The sequence below is a fragment of the Thermoprotei archaeon genome (assembly GCA_038881895.1).
Classification (GTDB): Archaea; Thermoproteota; Thermoprotei; order Gearchaeales; family WAQG01; genus JAVZOV01.
Map to the genome: position 1 here is coordinate 52,562 of JAVZOV010000003.1, position 16,472 is coordinate 69,033.

Below are 16,472 nucleotides of genomic sequence, written 5' to 3' on the forward strand. Positions count from 1 at the left end.
ATTTATTTTTATTATAACACTTTAATAAGGAAAATGTTGATGATTTTTAATAACTTCTGGCGACATATATTAATGTTCTCGCTTCTTCTCTGCATATTGTACACTTTTCGTGTTTTATGTTTATCTTTTTTAGTGGTGTCCCTAGAATTTTAAAATCTGTTATTTCTTCTAGTTTATGTCCGCATTCACTTTTTTTACACCATGGAACCATCGCGACTTTTCCTTTAGCTATTGTATCACTTATTTCATTTATTGATCGTGTCATTATTAGTCTCTCGTTGAGCTCTTTCCATGCTTTTTGTTTCATTTCTTTAATCATATTTTTCATTAATATTCTAAGTTCTTCTCCTAACTTTGCTTGTTCTATTATTGTTTTTATTCCAGTATCACGTCTTGCTACAGTGACTACTTTATTTTCAATATCTTTTGGTCCAATTTCTACTCTTATTGGTACTCCCATCCTTTCCCACTCATAAAACTTAGAACCTGGTGTGATTTCTGGTCTATCGTCTATAACTACTCTAAATCGTCTTCTTTTTAATAACACGCCAATTTTTCTAGCCTCTGTATTTATTTTTTCCTCTAATCCTTTGTAAGGGATTGGCACAATTACTATTTGTATTGGCGCTACATTAGGTGGAAGCACTGGGCCTTTATCATCGCCATGTATTGCAAGGAGTGCAGCTATGACTCTTTCAGAAATCCCATAACTTAGTTGGTATAGATATTCATATGTTCCGTCTTCTTTCATGAACTTTGCATCAAAGGCTTTTGAGAACCTCTGTCCAAGATAGTGAACTGAGCCTATTTGTAAGCGTCTACCATCCGGCATTATTGTATCAAATGCCACTGATCGGGCAGCTCCTGCAAATCGATCCCATTCTGGTCTATCCACCACATAATAAGGTATGCATAGTCTATTAAAGAAAGCCTTGTAAATATTAATAGCTTCCCTGAATTGCCTCATAGCGTCCTCTTTAGATGCATGTGCTGTGAATGCTTCTTTAAATGTTGAAACTTCTCTCACTCTAATTAGTGGTTTAGTTGCCTTTGTTTCATACCGAAATACGCTCCCTATCTGATATACTTTAATTGGTAAATCCTTCCAAGATTGTACCCAGTATTTGAATGCTGTCGTCATTGGAGTTTCACTAGTTGGTCTTAATGCTAATTCAATCTCTAAAGGTGAGGCACCACCCTTTGTCACCCAAAAAACTTCTGTTGCAAATCCTTTTATATGAGCAGCTTCCTTCTCTAACATATCCTTAGGTATTAAAATCGGAAATTGCACTTCATGATGCCCTTTTTTATCTAACAAATCTCTCATTATATTTAGGACATTCCATCTTAATCTATAACCATAGGGCATCCAGATGCCCATCCCTTTCACTGGATATCTGTAATCATAGAGTTTAGCATTAAACAGCACATCATGAAGCCACTCAGTAAGTTCATTTTCTTTTTTCATACCTAAAAATCCAAAAAATATCCTATATATAACTTCTTTTATGTGATAGACGCCCAGAAAACCTAAAACTTTAGTTCTGTGACGAATGTGTAAAATTTTACATAAATACTCCAAAACCTAATTAAGAGACACCAGCGCGTATTCGCAGTGCTCATTATCTTGCAGGATTAGGAGAATTACGGGTTCTTTTTACTTCAGTTACAAGACAACTCACTAATCATAATAAAATTTTATTAATTTTTAGAACAGAATTTTCTTCAAAAGATCTAGATCAATATTTCCGCCGCTGACAATAATTGCAACTTTTTTATTCTTTAAATCAGCCTTTAGTTTAAAAGCTGCTGCCAGGGCAGCTGCACCAGCAGGCTCAGCAATTTGGCCTGTTGTCTCTAACAATACTTTTATAGCCTTTAGCATTTCATCATCACTGACAAGAACCACATCATCTATCTTATCTTTTAATATTGAGTATGGTAATTCATAAGCTCTAGATGTAGCTAATCCCTCAGCTACGGTGTTTGCACTTTTTGTAGAAACTAATTTTCCTTGCTTTAATGATAAGTATACGCTAGGTGCACCTTCAGCTTGAACACCAATAACTTTAATCGATGGATCTATAGATTTATATACTATGACAGCACTGGACGCTCCTGAACCACCACCTATAGGATTAATAACAATATCAACATCCGGTAAATCCTCAATAATCTCCAAGTGCATAGTACCAACACCAGCATAGAGCAATGGTTCATTTATGCTATGAACAAATAGCATGTTCCTCTCTTTTGCAATTTTAATAGCATAATCCAAAGCTTCATCAAAAACATTACCATGAAATATCAACTCAGCACCTAAATTTTTTAATGCCGCAATCTTAACTCTCGAAACACCATTAGGCATGACTATAGTTACCTTAGCTCCTACTAAACCACCAGCATAAGCTATAGACTGTGCATGATTACCTGTCGACGCAGTTATCAACCCCTTTTTCACAGCCTCATCCTTCATACGCATCACATAATACACACCACCTCTTACTTTGAAAGCCCTTGTAGGTTGTACATTCTCAAGCTTTAAATATACATCAAAATCAAGTTCCCTAGATAATTTACGAGAATAAAACAACGGTGTTCTAGGCAGGTATTTGGATATTAATAACCTAGCATTATATACATCACGAAGTCTCGGTATATAGTTCATAGCCCATTTCATCATGTTCATAGCTCCATTAGAGTCCAAGCAGTCCACTCTAAAAATACCAACAGTTGTATTTAAGCTCATTGGCAATTCATTGCGGTTAAAACCGTAAACTTTTTTTTACTAATCTATGTAACACCACTAAGCTGGACAGCAGTTTTCAAATAGCTGACTTTGTATTGCATTATCTTTTATGTGTGATGCCTTTTTCAGAGGGTTTCGAGATATTTTGGGTATAAACTACTCCATCTACTTGATGATTATGCGTTAACAGAAATTCTATGAAGTTTGATCTACATCTTATCGTCATGGATTATTAGAAGTGAACAATCATCCTCTTCTATGCCTATTTTAGTAACTTTGTTCGGTACATCTACTGTATTTTTCTGACATACTTTGACTTTCAGATATTTCAGGCTCTCTAATACTTCATAATCTTATATTCTAATGAATCTTTTTATTGATCTTTGTTTAATTTCTAAATTTCCTTGTTCTGTATGTACTAAATTTGAGTTCTAAAAGATTATTTTAAACATAAATGAACACTTCCAAGCATTGAAAAACTTTCATAAATCAGTTTAAGGTTGTATACTTTAAATTTTGTTGGTGTTGTTCATCGTTTTTTTATTTAGTAACAGTTCTAAGTATGATTTACGAGTGCTTTTGTTAATATCTAATCCTAACTCTTTTACTAGGCTAATTAATTCCCTCTCGGTCTGTTCAATATTTTCAGAGTTTGGTATTTGTTTTTCAAGCTCTACATAATATCCAAGGCCTTCTACATGATCTATTGCTATAAAGGTCTCATTTACCTTATATAACTCACGTGTTTTTGAAATTCTTATGAGCGTTTTAAAACCTAAATTCTCAAGTAGTTGTTTTGCTTTATTAAAATCATTTACATTAATGTTTATCTCTATTCTAGTCTTTCCTACATTACCTATTTTTGGTCCTTTGTATGTGAGTTCGTACGCGCCGTTCTCATCTCTAAGTCTTAGCGCCTCATCTGTAACAGTAAAGTCACGGAATGGGTGCTGAAAATAGACATCATGTTGCTTAGTAATGGATATTATCTCACCTTTATTCTTAAGCATAGTTCGTATGGTTTCTGGATTTTCTATCGGTATTTTTATTTCAGCCTCGATCATTAAGCTTCACCTAGGAATATTTCTATTTCATGTGATTTTTCTATGCTTACCAATGCATAATATCCTTTTCGTGCAGGACCAGGATTAACCATTAAACTTTCCCCTAACTTATCTGTGCCTCTTGCTTCATGAATGTGGCCGCATACAACTAACATCGGTTTATGCTCTTCTATGAAGGCCCTTACTGTTTTACTTCCTGTATGTAGTCCACTATATGTTAAATCGAGTCTTGTATTGTAAGGTGGTGTGTGGGATACTAAAATAAAGTTTTTCGGTTGCTTTGCTGACCTATAAGCCTTCTCAAGCAACGAATCTATTTCTTCCTCACCCAATTCAAATGGTGTAGAGAACGGTGTTTCAACGGAACCGCCTACTCCCACAACAAACAGATCATTAATTTTCGCATGTTTTCCGTGTATATTCATCTCCTCTAGTTCTTTAATATCAAACGTGTCAACATAATCACAATTACCCGGTACGTAGAATATTTTTTTATTCACATCCTTAAGTATGTTTAGAGTTTGAATGGCGTTCTCACCAGTACCAAAATCTGTCACATCACCTGCCACTATGACAGCATCTACTTTCTTCCCGGCAACAGCTTTTACTATTTTATTTAAAGCTCTAAGATTTCCGTGTATATCGCTCACGACTAATAGTAACATAAAAATAACATAGCTTTGTCTCCTTAAAAAGTTTACACTAAAACTGAGCCATTGTCAGCAGTTTCGGAATAGATAGGTTTAAATGGAGGTTGATTACTTTATTCTTAATGATGTCTGGAGATCACGAAGAACTGCTTAGACCAAAAGATGTTGCAAAGATATTCAACATCTCAGTTAAGACTCTCTGGGAGTGGCAGAGGAAAGGCATTATTAGGACTGTTAAACTTCCAACTGGTAAGCTCCGCTACCCGAGGAGCGAAGTTGAGAGGCTATGGAGGTAGTTAAGAGCTACAGAATTTCAGTAGAAGCTCCAAAAGATTTAATCGAAGAATACTTCAAAGTTAAGCGGAAGGCTTTAGATGGGATCTTCTCGCACGTTAAGATTTCCAAGAAGGCTCACCTCAACTTGAAAGCTGAGGATAGGAGAGAGCTTAGAGATGGACTGCTACGAGAGTGGAAATACTCAAAGCATTACGTTGATTCAACAATAAACTCCGTTATCGGATTGGTTAAGGGCTGGATAACCCTTTATAATAGGGGGAGGGCGAATGAGCCTCCTAAGATAACTAAGAGGACAGTCTACATTAAGAGCACGCTCTTCAGCTTCAGAGATGGTATACTGAGGATAAGCGTAGAGCCTAATAAGCGGTATCTTGAGGTTGACTTAAGAAAGTACGACTGGATTCCAAGAGACTTTGATAAAGTCGGTGGGCTACTTATGACTGAGAAGGAGCTGATAATTACGGTTAAGAAGAGGGTTGAGCCCAAAGCTGATAAGTGGGCTTCCTTCGATGTTAACTTAACGAACATAACAGCTTTCATAGGTGGCGAGATCAAGCGCTATGACTTAAGAGAGCTCTACCATATTCACAGAGTTTATGAGGTTAAAAGACAGAGGATGCAAAAGTTATCTAAGATTAAGCCCAATACATCAAAGAGACTATTAGAGAAGTACTCTAAGCGTGAGAAGAATAGGGCTAAAGACTTCACGCACAAACTAACCACGCAGGTTGCAGGGGAGCTCAAGGAGAAGAACTGCGGAGCGATACTTGAAAACCTGAAAGGTGTAAAGAGGCGAATCCTCAACGGCTCAAGGAAAAATAACAGAAAGCTCTCAAAGTGGAACGCAAGAGCATTCCAACTCATGCTCGAATACAAGCTTAAATGGCTTAACCTTCCAGTGAAATACGTTAACCCAGCTAACTCATCTAAAACCTGCCCAGCCTGCTCTGGAAGCATGGCTTCCTATCTGGGCAGGATAATAAGATGCGAAGAATGCGGGTTAACAATGGATAGGGACGTTGTAGCGGTGTTGAACCTTCAGATGCGGGGAATTGGGTTCACCCAAAGAGCCCCCAATGAAATAATTGAGGGGGAAGGGTTAAGTAGGAATGCATAGTGAATTGTTATTTTCATTCCTACTTAACCCAGAACCCTAACCAGAGCTGTAGGAAAGAATCAAGAATTTAATCATTTTCTAGTCTGAAAGCAGAAATGCTTTAATTTAAATGGTTTTCACATCATTGGGTAATCTTTATGTGTTGTATCAATACCTATACTTTATGGACTTTAAGGAACAAGAATTTTAAAATATGAGGATGCGATTATGTTCGTTCTGTTCTATACCATGGTATTTTAGGCATTATTAGTGAGTATATTGTTGTTAGTCCTAAAAGAACCCAATATAGTAAGAGTATTGGGAAACTTTCTTTTCTTGGTATGTCTGCTTTAGATGCGATCAAGTATATTGGTGCTGAAACTGACGTTAATATTGAAAATAGGCTTAAAAGGAATATTCCTAAGTTTAACTGCACATGATAAATTGCACTGAGAGGAATTAATACAAATACATAAATTGATGAAAATGCTATTATTATTAGTGATATTGGCGATGTGTATGACATTCCTATAACAATCTTTGAACTCAGAGGTATGGAAGATTTCATGGTTCTTACAAAACATTGTGCGTAACCTCTATGCCATCTGATTCTTTGCTTGATTAACGATAACATAGACTTTGGTGCTGGTTCATGAACAACACTGTTTAATAATCCTATTCTTAATCCATGCTTTGCAAACTCTAATGTTAACATAGAATCCTCAGTTAAAGTATCTGGAAATCCTCCTATGACTTCAAGAGCTTTACGTGATACGAACAAACCCTCTCCACTTAAGAGTGGGTATCCTGATACCACTGTTATTCCTGGCAAAGAGACATTAACCCAAAAGAATGTATCTATATATGACAGAGTTTGTGTTAATTTTTTCCCCACTCTTAAAACTTTAACTCCAATAGCGTCAAAACCACTCATTATTAGAGAGACTCCTTTGCCAATCTGATAAGGATCTATTATATCATCATCAGCATCATAAACGACCACGACCGGTTCTTGTACGCGCAATAAAGCGTCATTGAGCGCCGCAGCCTTAGAACTCCTAGAATTAGTCCTCCTTACAATCTCATATTCAACACCATTCTCAGTTAAAACACTGCATGCAGAACTAACACAACTATCGCTCTCCTCATCGTTCTTCTCAACAATTATTATAATTCTTAACAAATTCTTATCATATTTCTGTTTTAAGATGCTCATAAGCGTTCTCCTAATACTTTCACATTTCTCCTTATACACAGGAAAAAGTATAGCCACAGGCACATCAAACCGAGGCTTAGGATTTAACCAAACTCTTTCCTTAAAATTAAAAACTATACTGAGAAACGATATCATAAAAAAATAAAACTGAATGATGTAAACCAGAGACACAACACCAAACGTTATTAATTCCGCACTAACTATCATTATTCTCGCAAATAGCTATAGTGCCCGAGGGATAAATTATTAAGCAAAAAGTTAAAATATCACATATTACAAAATTATGTTTTAGGCGACTTTAAGCCTTCATGTTAAAAAAGAGCAAAACAATGAATAAGTTATCAAAACTCATATATAACTCCAATTTGCGTAGACCGCAACATTTTTATATATCTTCTTCCCAAACATAAGAAACTGGTCCTTCCTCCGTCCTAGAAAGACAAAGCTTGCACATCATAAGGTAAAATATAAATAAGTTGAGTATTGTAGTATCAGGTATGATAAACGGTTATAATGATAGAATATTAATTGTTGATCTTGATGAGAGGAGCAGTAAGGTTAAGAGTATTGATAGGAGCATTGCTAAGATGTTTATTGGTGGAAAGGGATTGGCGAACTACTTTTTGTATGAGTATAACATTTGGAATTATGATGCGTATTCTCCGAATAATTTATTAGTGTTTGCCACCGGGCCTTTCGGTGGATTGCCCTTGACTATGGCAACACGCGCATGGGTTGCTTTTAAATCTCCCTTGACAAATATTCTCGGTGGTTCTAATCTCGGTGGTACATTGGGTGCTGTGATGAAGTATGCCGGTGTGGATATGTTGGTTGTGAAAGGTGCGTCGAAGGATCCTGTTTATTTGATTGTCAGGGATGAGCGCGTTGATTTTAAGGATGCATCTCATTTGTGGAGTAAGGATGCCATAAAGTGTGAGGAGATTTTATGGAAGGATCATGGTAAGGACAGCGCTGTGTTAGCGATAGGTCCTGCGGGTGAGAATCTTGTAAGATATGCTTCTATTAATCATGATAGGTGGAGGCAATTTGGGAGAACTGGACCTGGTGCTGTTATGGGCAGTAAAAAGCTTAAGGCTATAGTGTTTCAACCTGCTGATAAGAGTGTTAGTGTTGCCGATCCTAATGGTTTTTCTGAGTATTTGAAGAGATTTAATTTGAGGCTCTCGACTGATGGTTCCATTAAATCGCTTAGAGAGGGTGGTACGCCTAGGCTTGTTGAGGTTGCAAATGGGATGGGCTTTTTCCCAAGCTACTATTGGTCTAAGGTTTATATTGAGAATTGGCAGAAAATAGCGTGGCCGAATTTAAGGAGCAATTATTTCTTGCATCCAGCAGCTTGCTTATATTGTTCAGCAGCATGTCATCGCCTCGTGGAATCTAGGAAGTTTGATGTTAAAGTTGATATTGAATATGAAACGATCTTTGCTTTGGGTAGTAACCTTGGAATTGTTGATCCTGATTCGATAATCGTGTTCAATGATTTAGCTGATAGACTTGGTATGGATACAATCTCTCTTGGTAATACTATTGGCTTTGCAATCGAGCTTTCTAAAAAGGGTAAATTAGAGTTAAAAATTGACTGGGACAACACTGAAGCTGTTAAAAAACTAATAGTGGACATTGCATACCGTAAAGGTGTTGGAGATCTTTTAGCTGATGGAGTAGCTATTGCTGCAAGAAGATTGGATGCTGAGAATTTAGCTGTACACGTGAAAGGACTTGAACCTGCAGCCTATGATCCTAGATCACTAAAAGGGATGGCATTGAATTACGCTATTGCTGGTAGGGGCGCTGACCATCTTGGGACAATGGCTTACGCCCTCGATATTGCCGGCAAGGCTGGCGGTAAAGATTCTCTCGGTGAAGAGAAGGTAAGAGCTATCATTAATTACGAGAATTTAAGCGCGCTCATGGATTCTTTGTTACTTTGTAAGTTTGGTCGTTATGTTTATGATTTCCAAGTGATAACAGACCTTTTAAACCTAGTTACTGGCTTTAACTATAACGTTAACGAAGTTATTAAAGCTGGTGAGAGAATAATCACTCTAACTCGTTTAATAAACGTAAAAATGGGTGTCAATAAGGTTAAGGATCAACTTCCGAGAAAATGGTTTGAACCTATTGAGTTCGAGAACAAAAAGTATGTAATAACTAAAGATGAATTCGAGAATGCACTAAGCGTATATTATAAGTTAAGAGGCTGGGATGAAAACGGCATACCAAAACCTGAAAAACTCGCTGAACTAAATATAATAACCCAATAAAGATTCTCGCATTTACCTAAAAATAAATCTTTACATAAAGAAAATTTAAGTATGATGCATAAACTAGGAAATTTTAATGATTAAGAAAAATTTTTAAATAGCATAGTATTTAGAGTGAGTGAAGATGGGCCCGTGGCGTAGATATATGCACAACATATAGCGCAACCAGGAAGCGTACCGGGCTTTTAACCCGGGAGTCGCGGGTTCAAATCCCGCCGGGCCCGCTATATTAAGAGTAAAATAATTTCTTCCATATTCTTTTTGAGAAATGTCCTTACAAGAACTGAGAAAACTTAAGAATAGATGAAGATTGTATTAAGAGATGGGCCTCTGATCTCGGTCCAAAGACCGCTAAGAACTATGTCTACCATCTCTTGGATTATCTTAAGTGAGTTAAGGAGAATAGATATTGGAGTTCTGCTCAAGAGATGCTTAATGGTTCCAACTAGATTAAAGTTGATGAGAGAATTAAGCATGCAGAAGCCCTTAAAAAGTATATAAAGTCTCAAACGGGTGAGATCTCTGATGGGAAGAATGAGTGTTATATAATTTGAGTACCATTTTTGTCTTTTAAGTTGGGTGTAGGGTTTAAACTCACATAGCGCACTCTGCAGGTGCATGCCTAACCTGCTTGTCAACTCAGCTTAGTATAATTAGACTTTATCTAGAGCCTGTTTTAAATCTTGAATTATATCTTCTACATCCTCTATTCCAACAGATAACCTAACTAATCCGTCGGATATGCCTCTTTTTATTCTTTCTTCTCTCGGTATTGATGCGTGGGTCATAGTTGCTGGATGTGTAATCATAGTTTCTGTTGCACCTAAGCTTTCTGCAAGATAGCATAGTTTAACTGAATTCATTAACTTCTTCGCTGACTCTAATCCACCTTTTAATTCAAAGGATATTATCCCGCTATATCCAGGATAAATTACCCTCTCAACTTTAGGGTGTCTCTCTAGAAATTTTACAACCTTTTTTGCGTTCTCATCATGTTTTTCCATCCTTAAATGTAATGTCTTTATTCCTAATATTGTTAACCAACAATCGAAAGGCGAAGGTACTGCACCTATAGCATTTTGAATAAACTTTAATTTTTCATAAATTTTTTGATCATTAGTTGCTATCGCTCCTCCTATCAATTGATTATGACCGCTAAGATATTTTGTAGTGCTATGAACAACTATATCTGCACCTAGCTCTAAAGGTCTTAGAAAATATGGTGTGGCAAAAGTGCTGTCAACCACTAACAAAATTTTCCTTTTTCTTGTAATTTTTGATATTGCCTTTACGTCTGAAACTTTCAGCAGTGGGTTTGATGGAGTTTCTATCCAAACCATTTTTGTATTTTCTCTTATAACTTTTTTCACGTTTTCGGCTTTAGTTGTATCAACGTAAGTGAAAGTTAATCCATACCTTCGCAGCACTTGCTCAAACAAACGATAAGTTCCACCATACATATCATCAGAGCATACCACGTGCTCGCCTTGATTTAACAATTTTAAGGTTGCGTCTTCTGCCGCTAAACCAGAAGCAAAGGCTAAACCAAATTTTGCATTTTCTAGTTCAGCAATCAATTTTTCTAATACAGTTCTTGTTGGGTTGTTAGTTCTGGAATAATCGTAGCCTTTAGTTTTCCCTACTTCTTCCAACACATACGTTGCTGTCTGATAGATTGGAGTTAGAATAGCACCAGTTGTGGGATCTGGTTTTTGTCCTCCTCTAACTGCTTTTGTTGCAAACCTTACCATTATTTCACCCCCCTTTTCAAATAATAGGTAATCACGTCTATTGTAGTAATTATATCAACAATTTTCTTTCCGTCTAGAACAAGTAAAGCATTTTTATCTTTCAATAAAAGAAAAGGATTCAATATTTTGTCCTTTATTTGTACTTGTGGTAAGGGTTCTTCCATCACTTCTTTAATTTGTTGTTTTGGATTAGCTCCCTTACTAGAGAGCTTTTTAACCAGTGTTATTTCTCTTATGCTACCAACTTGAACTTCGTCTTCGATCACGGGTAATTGTGAAATATTATAAAATTTCATTAAATCTATTGCGTTCTCTAAAGTATCAGTAGGTTTTACAGAAATAACACGCGGCACAGCTCTAGTTTTTAGAGCAAGTATATCTTCAACTGGAATTCTTTCATCCATGCTTTCTAAAAACCCTTGTTCCATCATCCATTCATCAGAATAAATTTTATTAATGTAATTTCTTCCTGTATCTGGTAGAATAACGACAATTGTTTTGTTTTCATCTAAATCTTTAGCAACCTGTAATGCTGCATAGACAGCTGCACCTGCCGAACCACCAGCAAATATACCTTCTTCTTTAGCAAGTCTTCTTGCGGTTAGAAAAGCATCTTTATCATTTACAACAATAAATTCGTCAACAATTTTCATGTCAAAAGTAGAAGGCATGAAATCTTCTCCTATCCCTTCAACTTTATAAGTGTGAATTTCTCCTTCAGTACCGTAGAACTTATGATGATACATAGAACCTTCTGGATCTACACCAACAATTTTAATTTTAGGATTTTTTTCTTTCAAGTACTTTCCCACTCCAGTAATAGTTCCCCCTGTCCCTACACCAGCAACTAAAACATCGACTCTACCATCAGTTTGTTCCCAAATTTCTGGCCCTGTCGTTCTGTAATGAATCTCAGGATTAGCAGGATTGAAATATTGATTTGGAATGAAGGAATTTGGAATTTCTTTAGCAAGCCTTTCAGCAACTTTTGTATAACTTTTTGGATCGTCCGGAGAAACGTTTGTTGGGGTAATTATTACCTTTGCGCCAAAAGCCCTTAACAAATCTATTTTCTCTTTACTCATCTTATCTGGAATAGTAAAAATTATATTGTATCCTTTAACAGCAGCTGCTAAAGCTAATCCTATGCCAGTATTACCAGAAGTAGGTTCAATTATCGTATACCCTGGTTTAATTTTTCCTTCTTTTTCGGCAGCTTCAATCATTGCTACTCCTATCCTATCCTTAACACTTCCTCCTGGATTGAGATATTCTAATTTAGCTAAAATAGTTGGCTTCAAACCTTTAGTGATTTTGTTCAATCTCACTAAAGGAGTGTTACCAATTAATTCTAAAATGTTATTAGCAATTTTCATTTGAACACCTCTATCTTAATTTCTCTAAAGGAATGTTTACCTCCTTTTCTATTGTTGATATATCTTCCAAATTACCATTCACGACGATCATGTGCTTAGAAGTTTTAGGTGGCAACTTTTTTCCTGATAGCGCAGCACTAATTACTTCCTTTGTTATTTTTTCCTCTCCCCTCCAAGCTAGCACCTGTATTGCTGGTGGTTGATAATCTATAAAGACTACTGGAATTCTTGTATAACCTAATTTTTTGAGCGATTGCAATCTGTGATGACCGTCGAGAACGATATTAAAATTTTTATCAACAGCTATTGGCTTTTTTAAAATTCCATCAGACTTTATCTGATTCTTTAGCACATTCAAATATTTAGGGTCTACTTTTTCATGTTCCTTCAACTCTTCTAGTTTAATTATGCTAGCTTTCTGTGTAAACTCGTTCATTAAAATCACCCATTTAACTTCACTCAACGTAAACAATTTTTTTCTCAGATCTATGAAAACGGGAACCTCTTTTATCAAACCCTTTTTCTTTAAAATACTAAGATTATAAGTCAAAGTTCTCTCAGGAAGTTTTGTTCCTTTTAATAGTTCTTGTTTAAACTTAGGAGTAGCCAAAGTTTTTTCAATTCTTTCCAAGGCAAAGACGTTCACCCACTCTTATTCACCTAAAATAAATAGTTTATTTTAATATAAAAAGATAAAGTGGCAATTGAAACTAGTTTCATCCTAATTCTTATAAGCTGCTTCTTAAAGTGAATTTTAAGAAAAGGAGATTGTTAGAGTGAGTAATTTAACCATCTTGGGTCTCGATTAATACGACTCTCAAATATGCCGTTATCCGTAATCATCTTAAGCCACTTAACTCTTTTAGTTACTTTCCTATCCTTATTATTATCCATCTTATAAGCAAAGCTATTCCAAGCACAATCGTATAAATTACGGTAAGAATGATTGGAAATATTAAAGCAATTCCTGCCAATAAAGATGTTGACTTCCTTATCATCTCTAGGGTGTAAGCAAATAGAATTAAGAAAAGGAGATAGGGTAACAAAACTAATATTTTCCACAATTTCATAAATTCGCCTTCTAATTAATATTTATTTGAAGACTATTTAAGTTTTTCTTTGTAAGAGTTTTCTACTGAGTGTAAGCTCCCTAATTTTTAACCTAACTTTAAATCTTTCCTATTGAATTGAAGTCATGAACGTACTGCTTTAATTATGTTCTTGAATGTAAGATCCAGCGTAGTTCTTACTCTCGAAATTGCTTATCAAATCCGATATGAAGTCCTGAATTCCTCATCGTTGACCTCAAACTCCTTGAATCCTCAGGAGAACAATATCTTAGGGTTTTAGGCTAGTTTTAGACCTGGGTTCAAAGTACATAGTGCACACATCGCAATTCTGCCACTCCTTGCGCTAGTATTAATCGGCTTGCACGTATACCTGATCAGGATTCATGGCGTATCAAGCCCGCTATCCCAGAATTCTGCTCTCGAAAGGAAAGTACCCTTCTCCACTCACATTGTCAAGATAGTCGAGTGTGGCACGTTGGCTGTCACACTCACTGTCATTCTATCTTTTTCAGCTCAAGCACCACTCTCTTCAATTGGGAATACTGCAATAGAGGTATCAAAGCCTGATTGGTATATGCTGTGGGCGTACTCAGTCGAGAACTATTTTGGTCTCTTTGATGTCCCTCTATGTGTTGACACCTTCCCTAATCCTGATGTTCATCGTCCCTGCGCTCTACAAAGGACCAGACGGATCCACGAAAGCGTAAGCTAATGACGGCCTTGCTAATTATTTTGGTAGTTCTTTTTGCTGCATTAACGATTGACGCTGCACCCACACCACCAAAGTCTCACCTAGACTGAAGCAGATACCGCAAGAATCGTCGTTCATACATTGTCCCTTTCAGCAGGTTATTCCACACCATTGGGCTGATCAGATACATATCTATGGTGATGACGATCAGCATGTCAATGCTGGCAAGGAGAATTTCCTCCTTGCAATTCGAAATTCCAATTTTATTATCCTAGATGACTCTCGCGACGGTGTCTTTGACTGTCGCGAACAATCCCTCTGGTCCTGACATTGGATTCTATGCTAAATCTTTGACTGAATTTGTTGTAGTCCTGTTGAGTTTCTATCTGAGTTTTACCTCCTACATCTACTCTATTGTAACCAGAAAACTGACAATTGTTATTAACCTGCAATGAAATCCAAATTCTACATGCATTATCAAAGTCTTTATGATGATGCTTTATTCTTTAGGAATAAACCTAGACTTCAGTCATCCTAAGTGACGCTTCTAAATTTAATGGTGGCAGATCATCCTTATTAATCCTTAAATCTATTACTAAAGGTTCTTGCATTTTGACTATAGTGTTGATAGCATACTCTATGTCATTATCATTTTCAACAGCAATACCTTTAACTCTGAAGGATTCTGCAATTTTTACAAAGTCAGGGTTTCCTAACAATGTACCGTAAATTTTTCCCATTTTCTGCACAACTTGCCTAAAGTAAAGTACACGGTAAGAGTGGTCGTTCACTACTATAACATTTACTGGTATATTTTCTCTAACTGCAGTCTCAAGGTCTTGTAGAGTCATCATAAAATCCCCATCTCCAACAACTGCTACAACTTTTCTATGAGGCATTGCGAGCTTAGCTCCCAACGCGGCTGGGAAAGCATATCCCATAGCTCCCAGATTTGTAGATGCCAAGAAGCTTCTTACGCTGTAAACTCTCATAAAATCGTAAGTATAAAGCACATGCATGCCTTGACCTGCAGTTATCACCTTATCCCTCGGAAGGGCCTCATCTAGCTTCTTGAAGAACTTTGCGGGATTAACACTTCTCTCATAACTTCTAGTTAGGGCATCATGAAGAATGGATTCCCATCTATGTTTAGCTTCATCTACAAGTATATCCCAGTTAGGTTTCGAAAGTCGCAATTCTTTCTTCTTAGCAATCTCTACTAACTTGTGTGTAAAAACATAAGGGTCTACTCTTAAAACTTCATAATAAGTAGGTCTAAGGTCTACTAAAGGATCTAAACTAACCACTAAAATGTTTCCCTTAGGAAGTAAAGTATACGCATAAGTAGTTATATCATCAAATTCGCTACCTAAAACTAACAAATAATCACATTCCTTAAGAGCGTAATCTGCTGGTACAGCTCCTCCACCGAAACCTACTCTACCTAAACATTTCGGATGATCCTCTGGACATGAACCTCTACCATTACCAGAAGTCACCACATATGCTCCAATTCTCTCGGCAAGCTCTTTTAACAAATCTTCAATACCGGGATTAGCAACCTCACCACAAGCTAAAATTAGAGGTCTCTCAGACCTCTTAAGGTCCTCTAAAACATTTAAAACAGAGTCCTCGCTAACTTCTTTAGAGTACGTGGAGGACTTAGAGAGTTCTTCAAAGTAATCTTTCTTAACCTTAACCTTCATATTCCACACATCCTCTGCTACTTCTAAAACCACAGGTCCACCTGGAGGTTTCCTTAGATTAATAAATGCTTCACTAATAGCATTTAAAGCATCTTCAGGAGAATCTATCCTAACGTAATATTTCGAGATGGGTTTAGCAATAGATTCCTGGTCTACTTCTAGCCAGGAATTTGTTTTGAAAAGCCTTCTCCTAACACCTCCTGAAATCAATAGAAGTGGTACTCTATCTTTATAGGCTATTCCTAAGCTTATTAGAGAGTTTAGGAACCCAGGTCCAGCATGTACTAATGCAACTCCAAAACCTCCGCTAACTCTGGATTCAGCATCTGCCATACTAACTGCCACTTGCTCATGCCTAACAGTAACATATCTTATCGTGTGTTTGTAATCATATAATATATCCACAAAGTCTAAAACACTAGTGCCTATAATCCCATATACTCTCTTCACGTTCATAGTTTTCAAAGTTTCGCACAGGAGCCTTGCAGTAGTAAACTCCATGATAGCCATTTGTCTGTCAC

The 16,472-nt window shown here is 36.6% G+C and carries 12 protein-coding genes and 1 tRNA gene; 4 read left to right on the forward strand and 9 right to left on the reverse strand.

All coding sequences use genetic code 11. The features are described 5' to 3' along the window. Nucleotides 1-46 precede the first annotated feature (46 nt). From proS to QW128_05690, 4 genes are all read right to left on the reverse strand, one after another. Nucleotides 47-1,468 carry a proline--tRNA ligase gene (proS, locus tag QW128_05675; protein ID MEM3833066.1) on the reverse strand — a complete coding sequence of 474 codons (1,422 nt, stop codon included), beginning with the start codon at nucleotides 1,466-1,468 and terminating at the stop codon, nucleotides 47-49. A 240-nt stretch (nucleotides 1,469-1,708) separates the two neighbouring features. Further along, a complete protein-coding gene (locus QW128_05680) occupies nucleotides 1,709-2,716 on the reverse strand; it encodes a threonine/serine dehydratase (GenBank protein ID MEM3833067.1) in 1,008 nt (335 codons plus the stop codon). Nucleotides 2,717-3,258: 542 nt separating this feature from the next. Beyond that, nucleotides 3,259-3,813 (reverse strand): class IV adenylate cyclase, encoded by a 555-nt coding sequence (gene cyaB / locus QW128_05685; GenBank protein MEM3833068.1) that lies wholly within the window; start codon nucleotides 3,811-3,813, stop codon nucleotides 3,259-3,261. Further along, entirely contained in the window at nucleotides 3,813-4,478 is a 666-nt protein-coding gene (locus tag QW128_05690) for a metallophosphoesterase (GenBank protein MEM3833069.1), read from the reverse strand. The genes cyaB and QW128_05690 overlap by 1 nt, the downstream gene beginning before the upstream one ends. A 110-nt stretch (nucleotides 4,479-4,588) precedes the next feature. On the opposite strand from QW128_05690, the gene QW128_05695 reads away from it, so the two are divergent. Next, the gene (locus QW128_05695) at nucleotides 4,589-4,759 is read left to right on the forward strand and encodes a helix-turn-helix domain-containing protein (protein MEM3833070.1); all 171 of its coding nucleotides are present in this window, start codon (nucleotides 4,589-4,591) and stop codon (nucleotides 4,757-4,759) included. Next, complete coding sequence (locus QW128_05700) at nucleotides 4,750-5,877, forward strand: transposase (protein ID MEM3833071.1); 1,128 nt, start codon at nucleotides 4,750-4,752, stop codon at nucleotides 5,875-5,877. Before QW128_05695 ends, QW128_05700 begins: the two co-directional genes overlap by 10 nt. A gap of 205 nt (nucleotides 5,878-6,082) precedes the next feature. Here the strand turns inward: QW128_05700 and QW128_05705 are convergent, their stop codons facing one another. Beyond that, nucleotides 6,083-7,279, reverse strand: coding sequence for a glycosyltransferase family 2 protein (locus tag QW128_05705; protein ID MEM3833072.1), 1,197 nt, complete (start codon nucleotides 7,277-7,279; stop codon nucleotides 6,083-6,085). Between the two features lie 269 nt (nucleotides 7,280-7,548). Between QW128_05705 and QW128_05710 the strand changes: the two genes are divergently transcribed. Both QW128_05710 and QW128_05715 read left to right on the forward strand, forming a co-directional pair. Then, nucleotides 7,549-9,357, forward strand: coding sequence for an aldehyde ferredoxin oxidoreductase family protein (locus QW128_05710; GenBank protein ID MEM3833073.1), 1,809 nt, complete (start codon nucleotides 7,549-7,551; stop codon nucleotides 9,355-9,357). 126 nt (nucleotides 9,358-9,483) lie between these two features. Continuing rightward, a tRNA-Lys gene (locus QW128_05715) sits at nucleotides 9,484-9,581 on the forward strand. A gap of 429 nt (nucleotides 9,582-10,010) precedes the next feature. Here QW128_05715 and QW128_05720 read toward each other — a convergent pair. From QW128_05720 to QW128_05735, 4 genes are all read right to left on the reverse strand, one after another. Beyond that, nucleotides 10,011-11,108 carry a PLP-dependent aspartate aminotransferase family protein gene (locus QW128_05720; GenBank protein MEM3833074.1) on the reverse strand — a complete coding sequence of 366 codons (1,098 nt, stop codon included), beginning with the start codon at nucleotides 11,106-11,108 and terminating at the stop codon, nucleotides 10,011-10,013. Beyond that, nucleotides 11,108-12,484 (reverse strand): cystathionine beta-synthase, encoded by a 1,377-nt coding sequence (locus QW128_05725; GenBank protein ID MEM3833075.1) that lies wholly within the window; start codon nucleotides 12,482-12,484, stop codon nucleotides 11,108-11,110. Before QW128_05725 ends, QW128_05720 begins: the two co-directional genes overlap by 1 nt. Nucleotides 12,485-12,494: 10 nt before the next feature. Continuing rightward, a complete protein-coding gene (locus QW128_05730; protein ID MEM3833076.1) occupies nucleotides 12,495-13,130 on the reverse strand; it encodes a ParB N-terminal domain-containing protein in 636 nt (211 codons plus the stop codon). Nucleotides 13,131-14,763: 1,633 nt separating this feature from the next. After that, a complete protein-coding gene (locus QW128_05735) occupies nucleotides 14,764-16,461 on the reverse strand; it encodes a thiamine pyrophosphate-binding protein (GenBank protein MEM3833077.1) in 1,698 nt (565 codons plus the stop codon). Nucleotides 16,462-16,472 lie beyond the last annotated feature (11 nt).

Excerpts from the sequence above, each read along its gene's own strand:
- QW128_05720 (MEM3833074.1), bottom strand. The coding sequence starts at position 11,108 with ATGGTAAGGTTTGCAACAAAAGCAGTTAGAGGAGGACAAAAACCAGAT.
- QW128_05695 (MEM3833070.1), top strand. The coding sequence starts at position 4,589 with ATGTCTGGAGATCACGAAGAACTGCTTAGACCAAAAGATGTTGCAAAG.
- QW128_05690 (MEM3833069.1), bottom strand. The coding sequence starts at position 4,478 with ATGTTACTATTAGTCGTGAGCGATATACACGGAAATCTTAGAGCTTTA.
- cyaB (MEM3833068.1), bottom strand. The coding sequence starts at position 3,813 with ATGATCGAGGCTGAAATAAAAATACCGATAGAAAATCCAGAAACCATA.
- QW128_05705 (MEM3833072.1), bottom strand. The coding sequence starts at position 7,279 with ATGATAGTTAGTGCGGAATTAATAACGTTTGGTGTTGTGTCTCTGGTT.
- QW128_05735 (MEM3833077.1), bottom strand. The coding sequence starts at position 16,461 with ATGGCTATCATGGAGTTTACTACTGCAAGGCTCCTGTGCGAAACTTTG.
- proS (MEM3833066.1), bottom strand. The coding sequence starts at position 1,468 with ATGAAAAAAGAAAATGAACTTACTGAGTGGCTTCATGATGTGCTGTTT.
- QW128_05725 (MEM3833075.1), bottom strand. The coding sequence starts at position 12,484 with ATGAAAATTGCTAATAACATTTTAGAATTAATTGGTAACACTCCTTTA.
- QW128_05700 (MEM3833071.1), top strand. The coding sequence starts at position 4,750 with ATGGAGGTAGTTAAGAGCTACAGAATTTCAGTAGAAGCTCCAAAAGAT.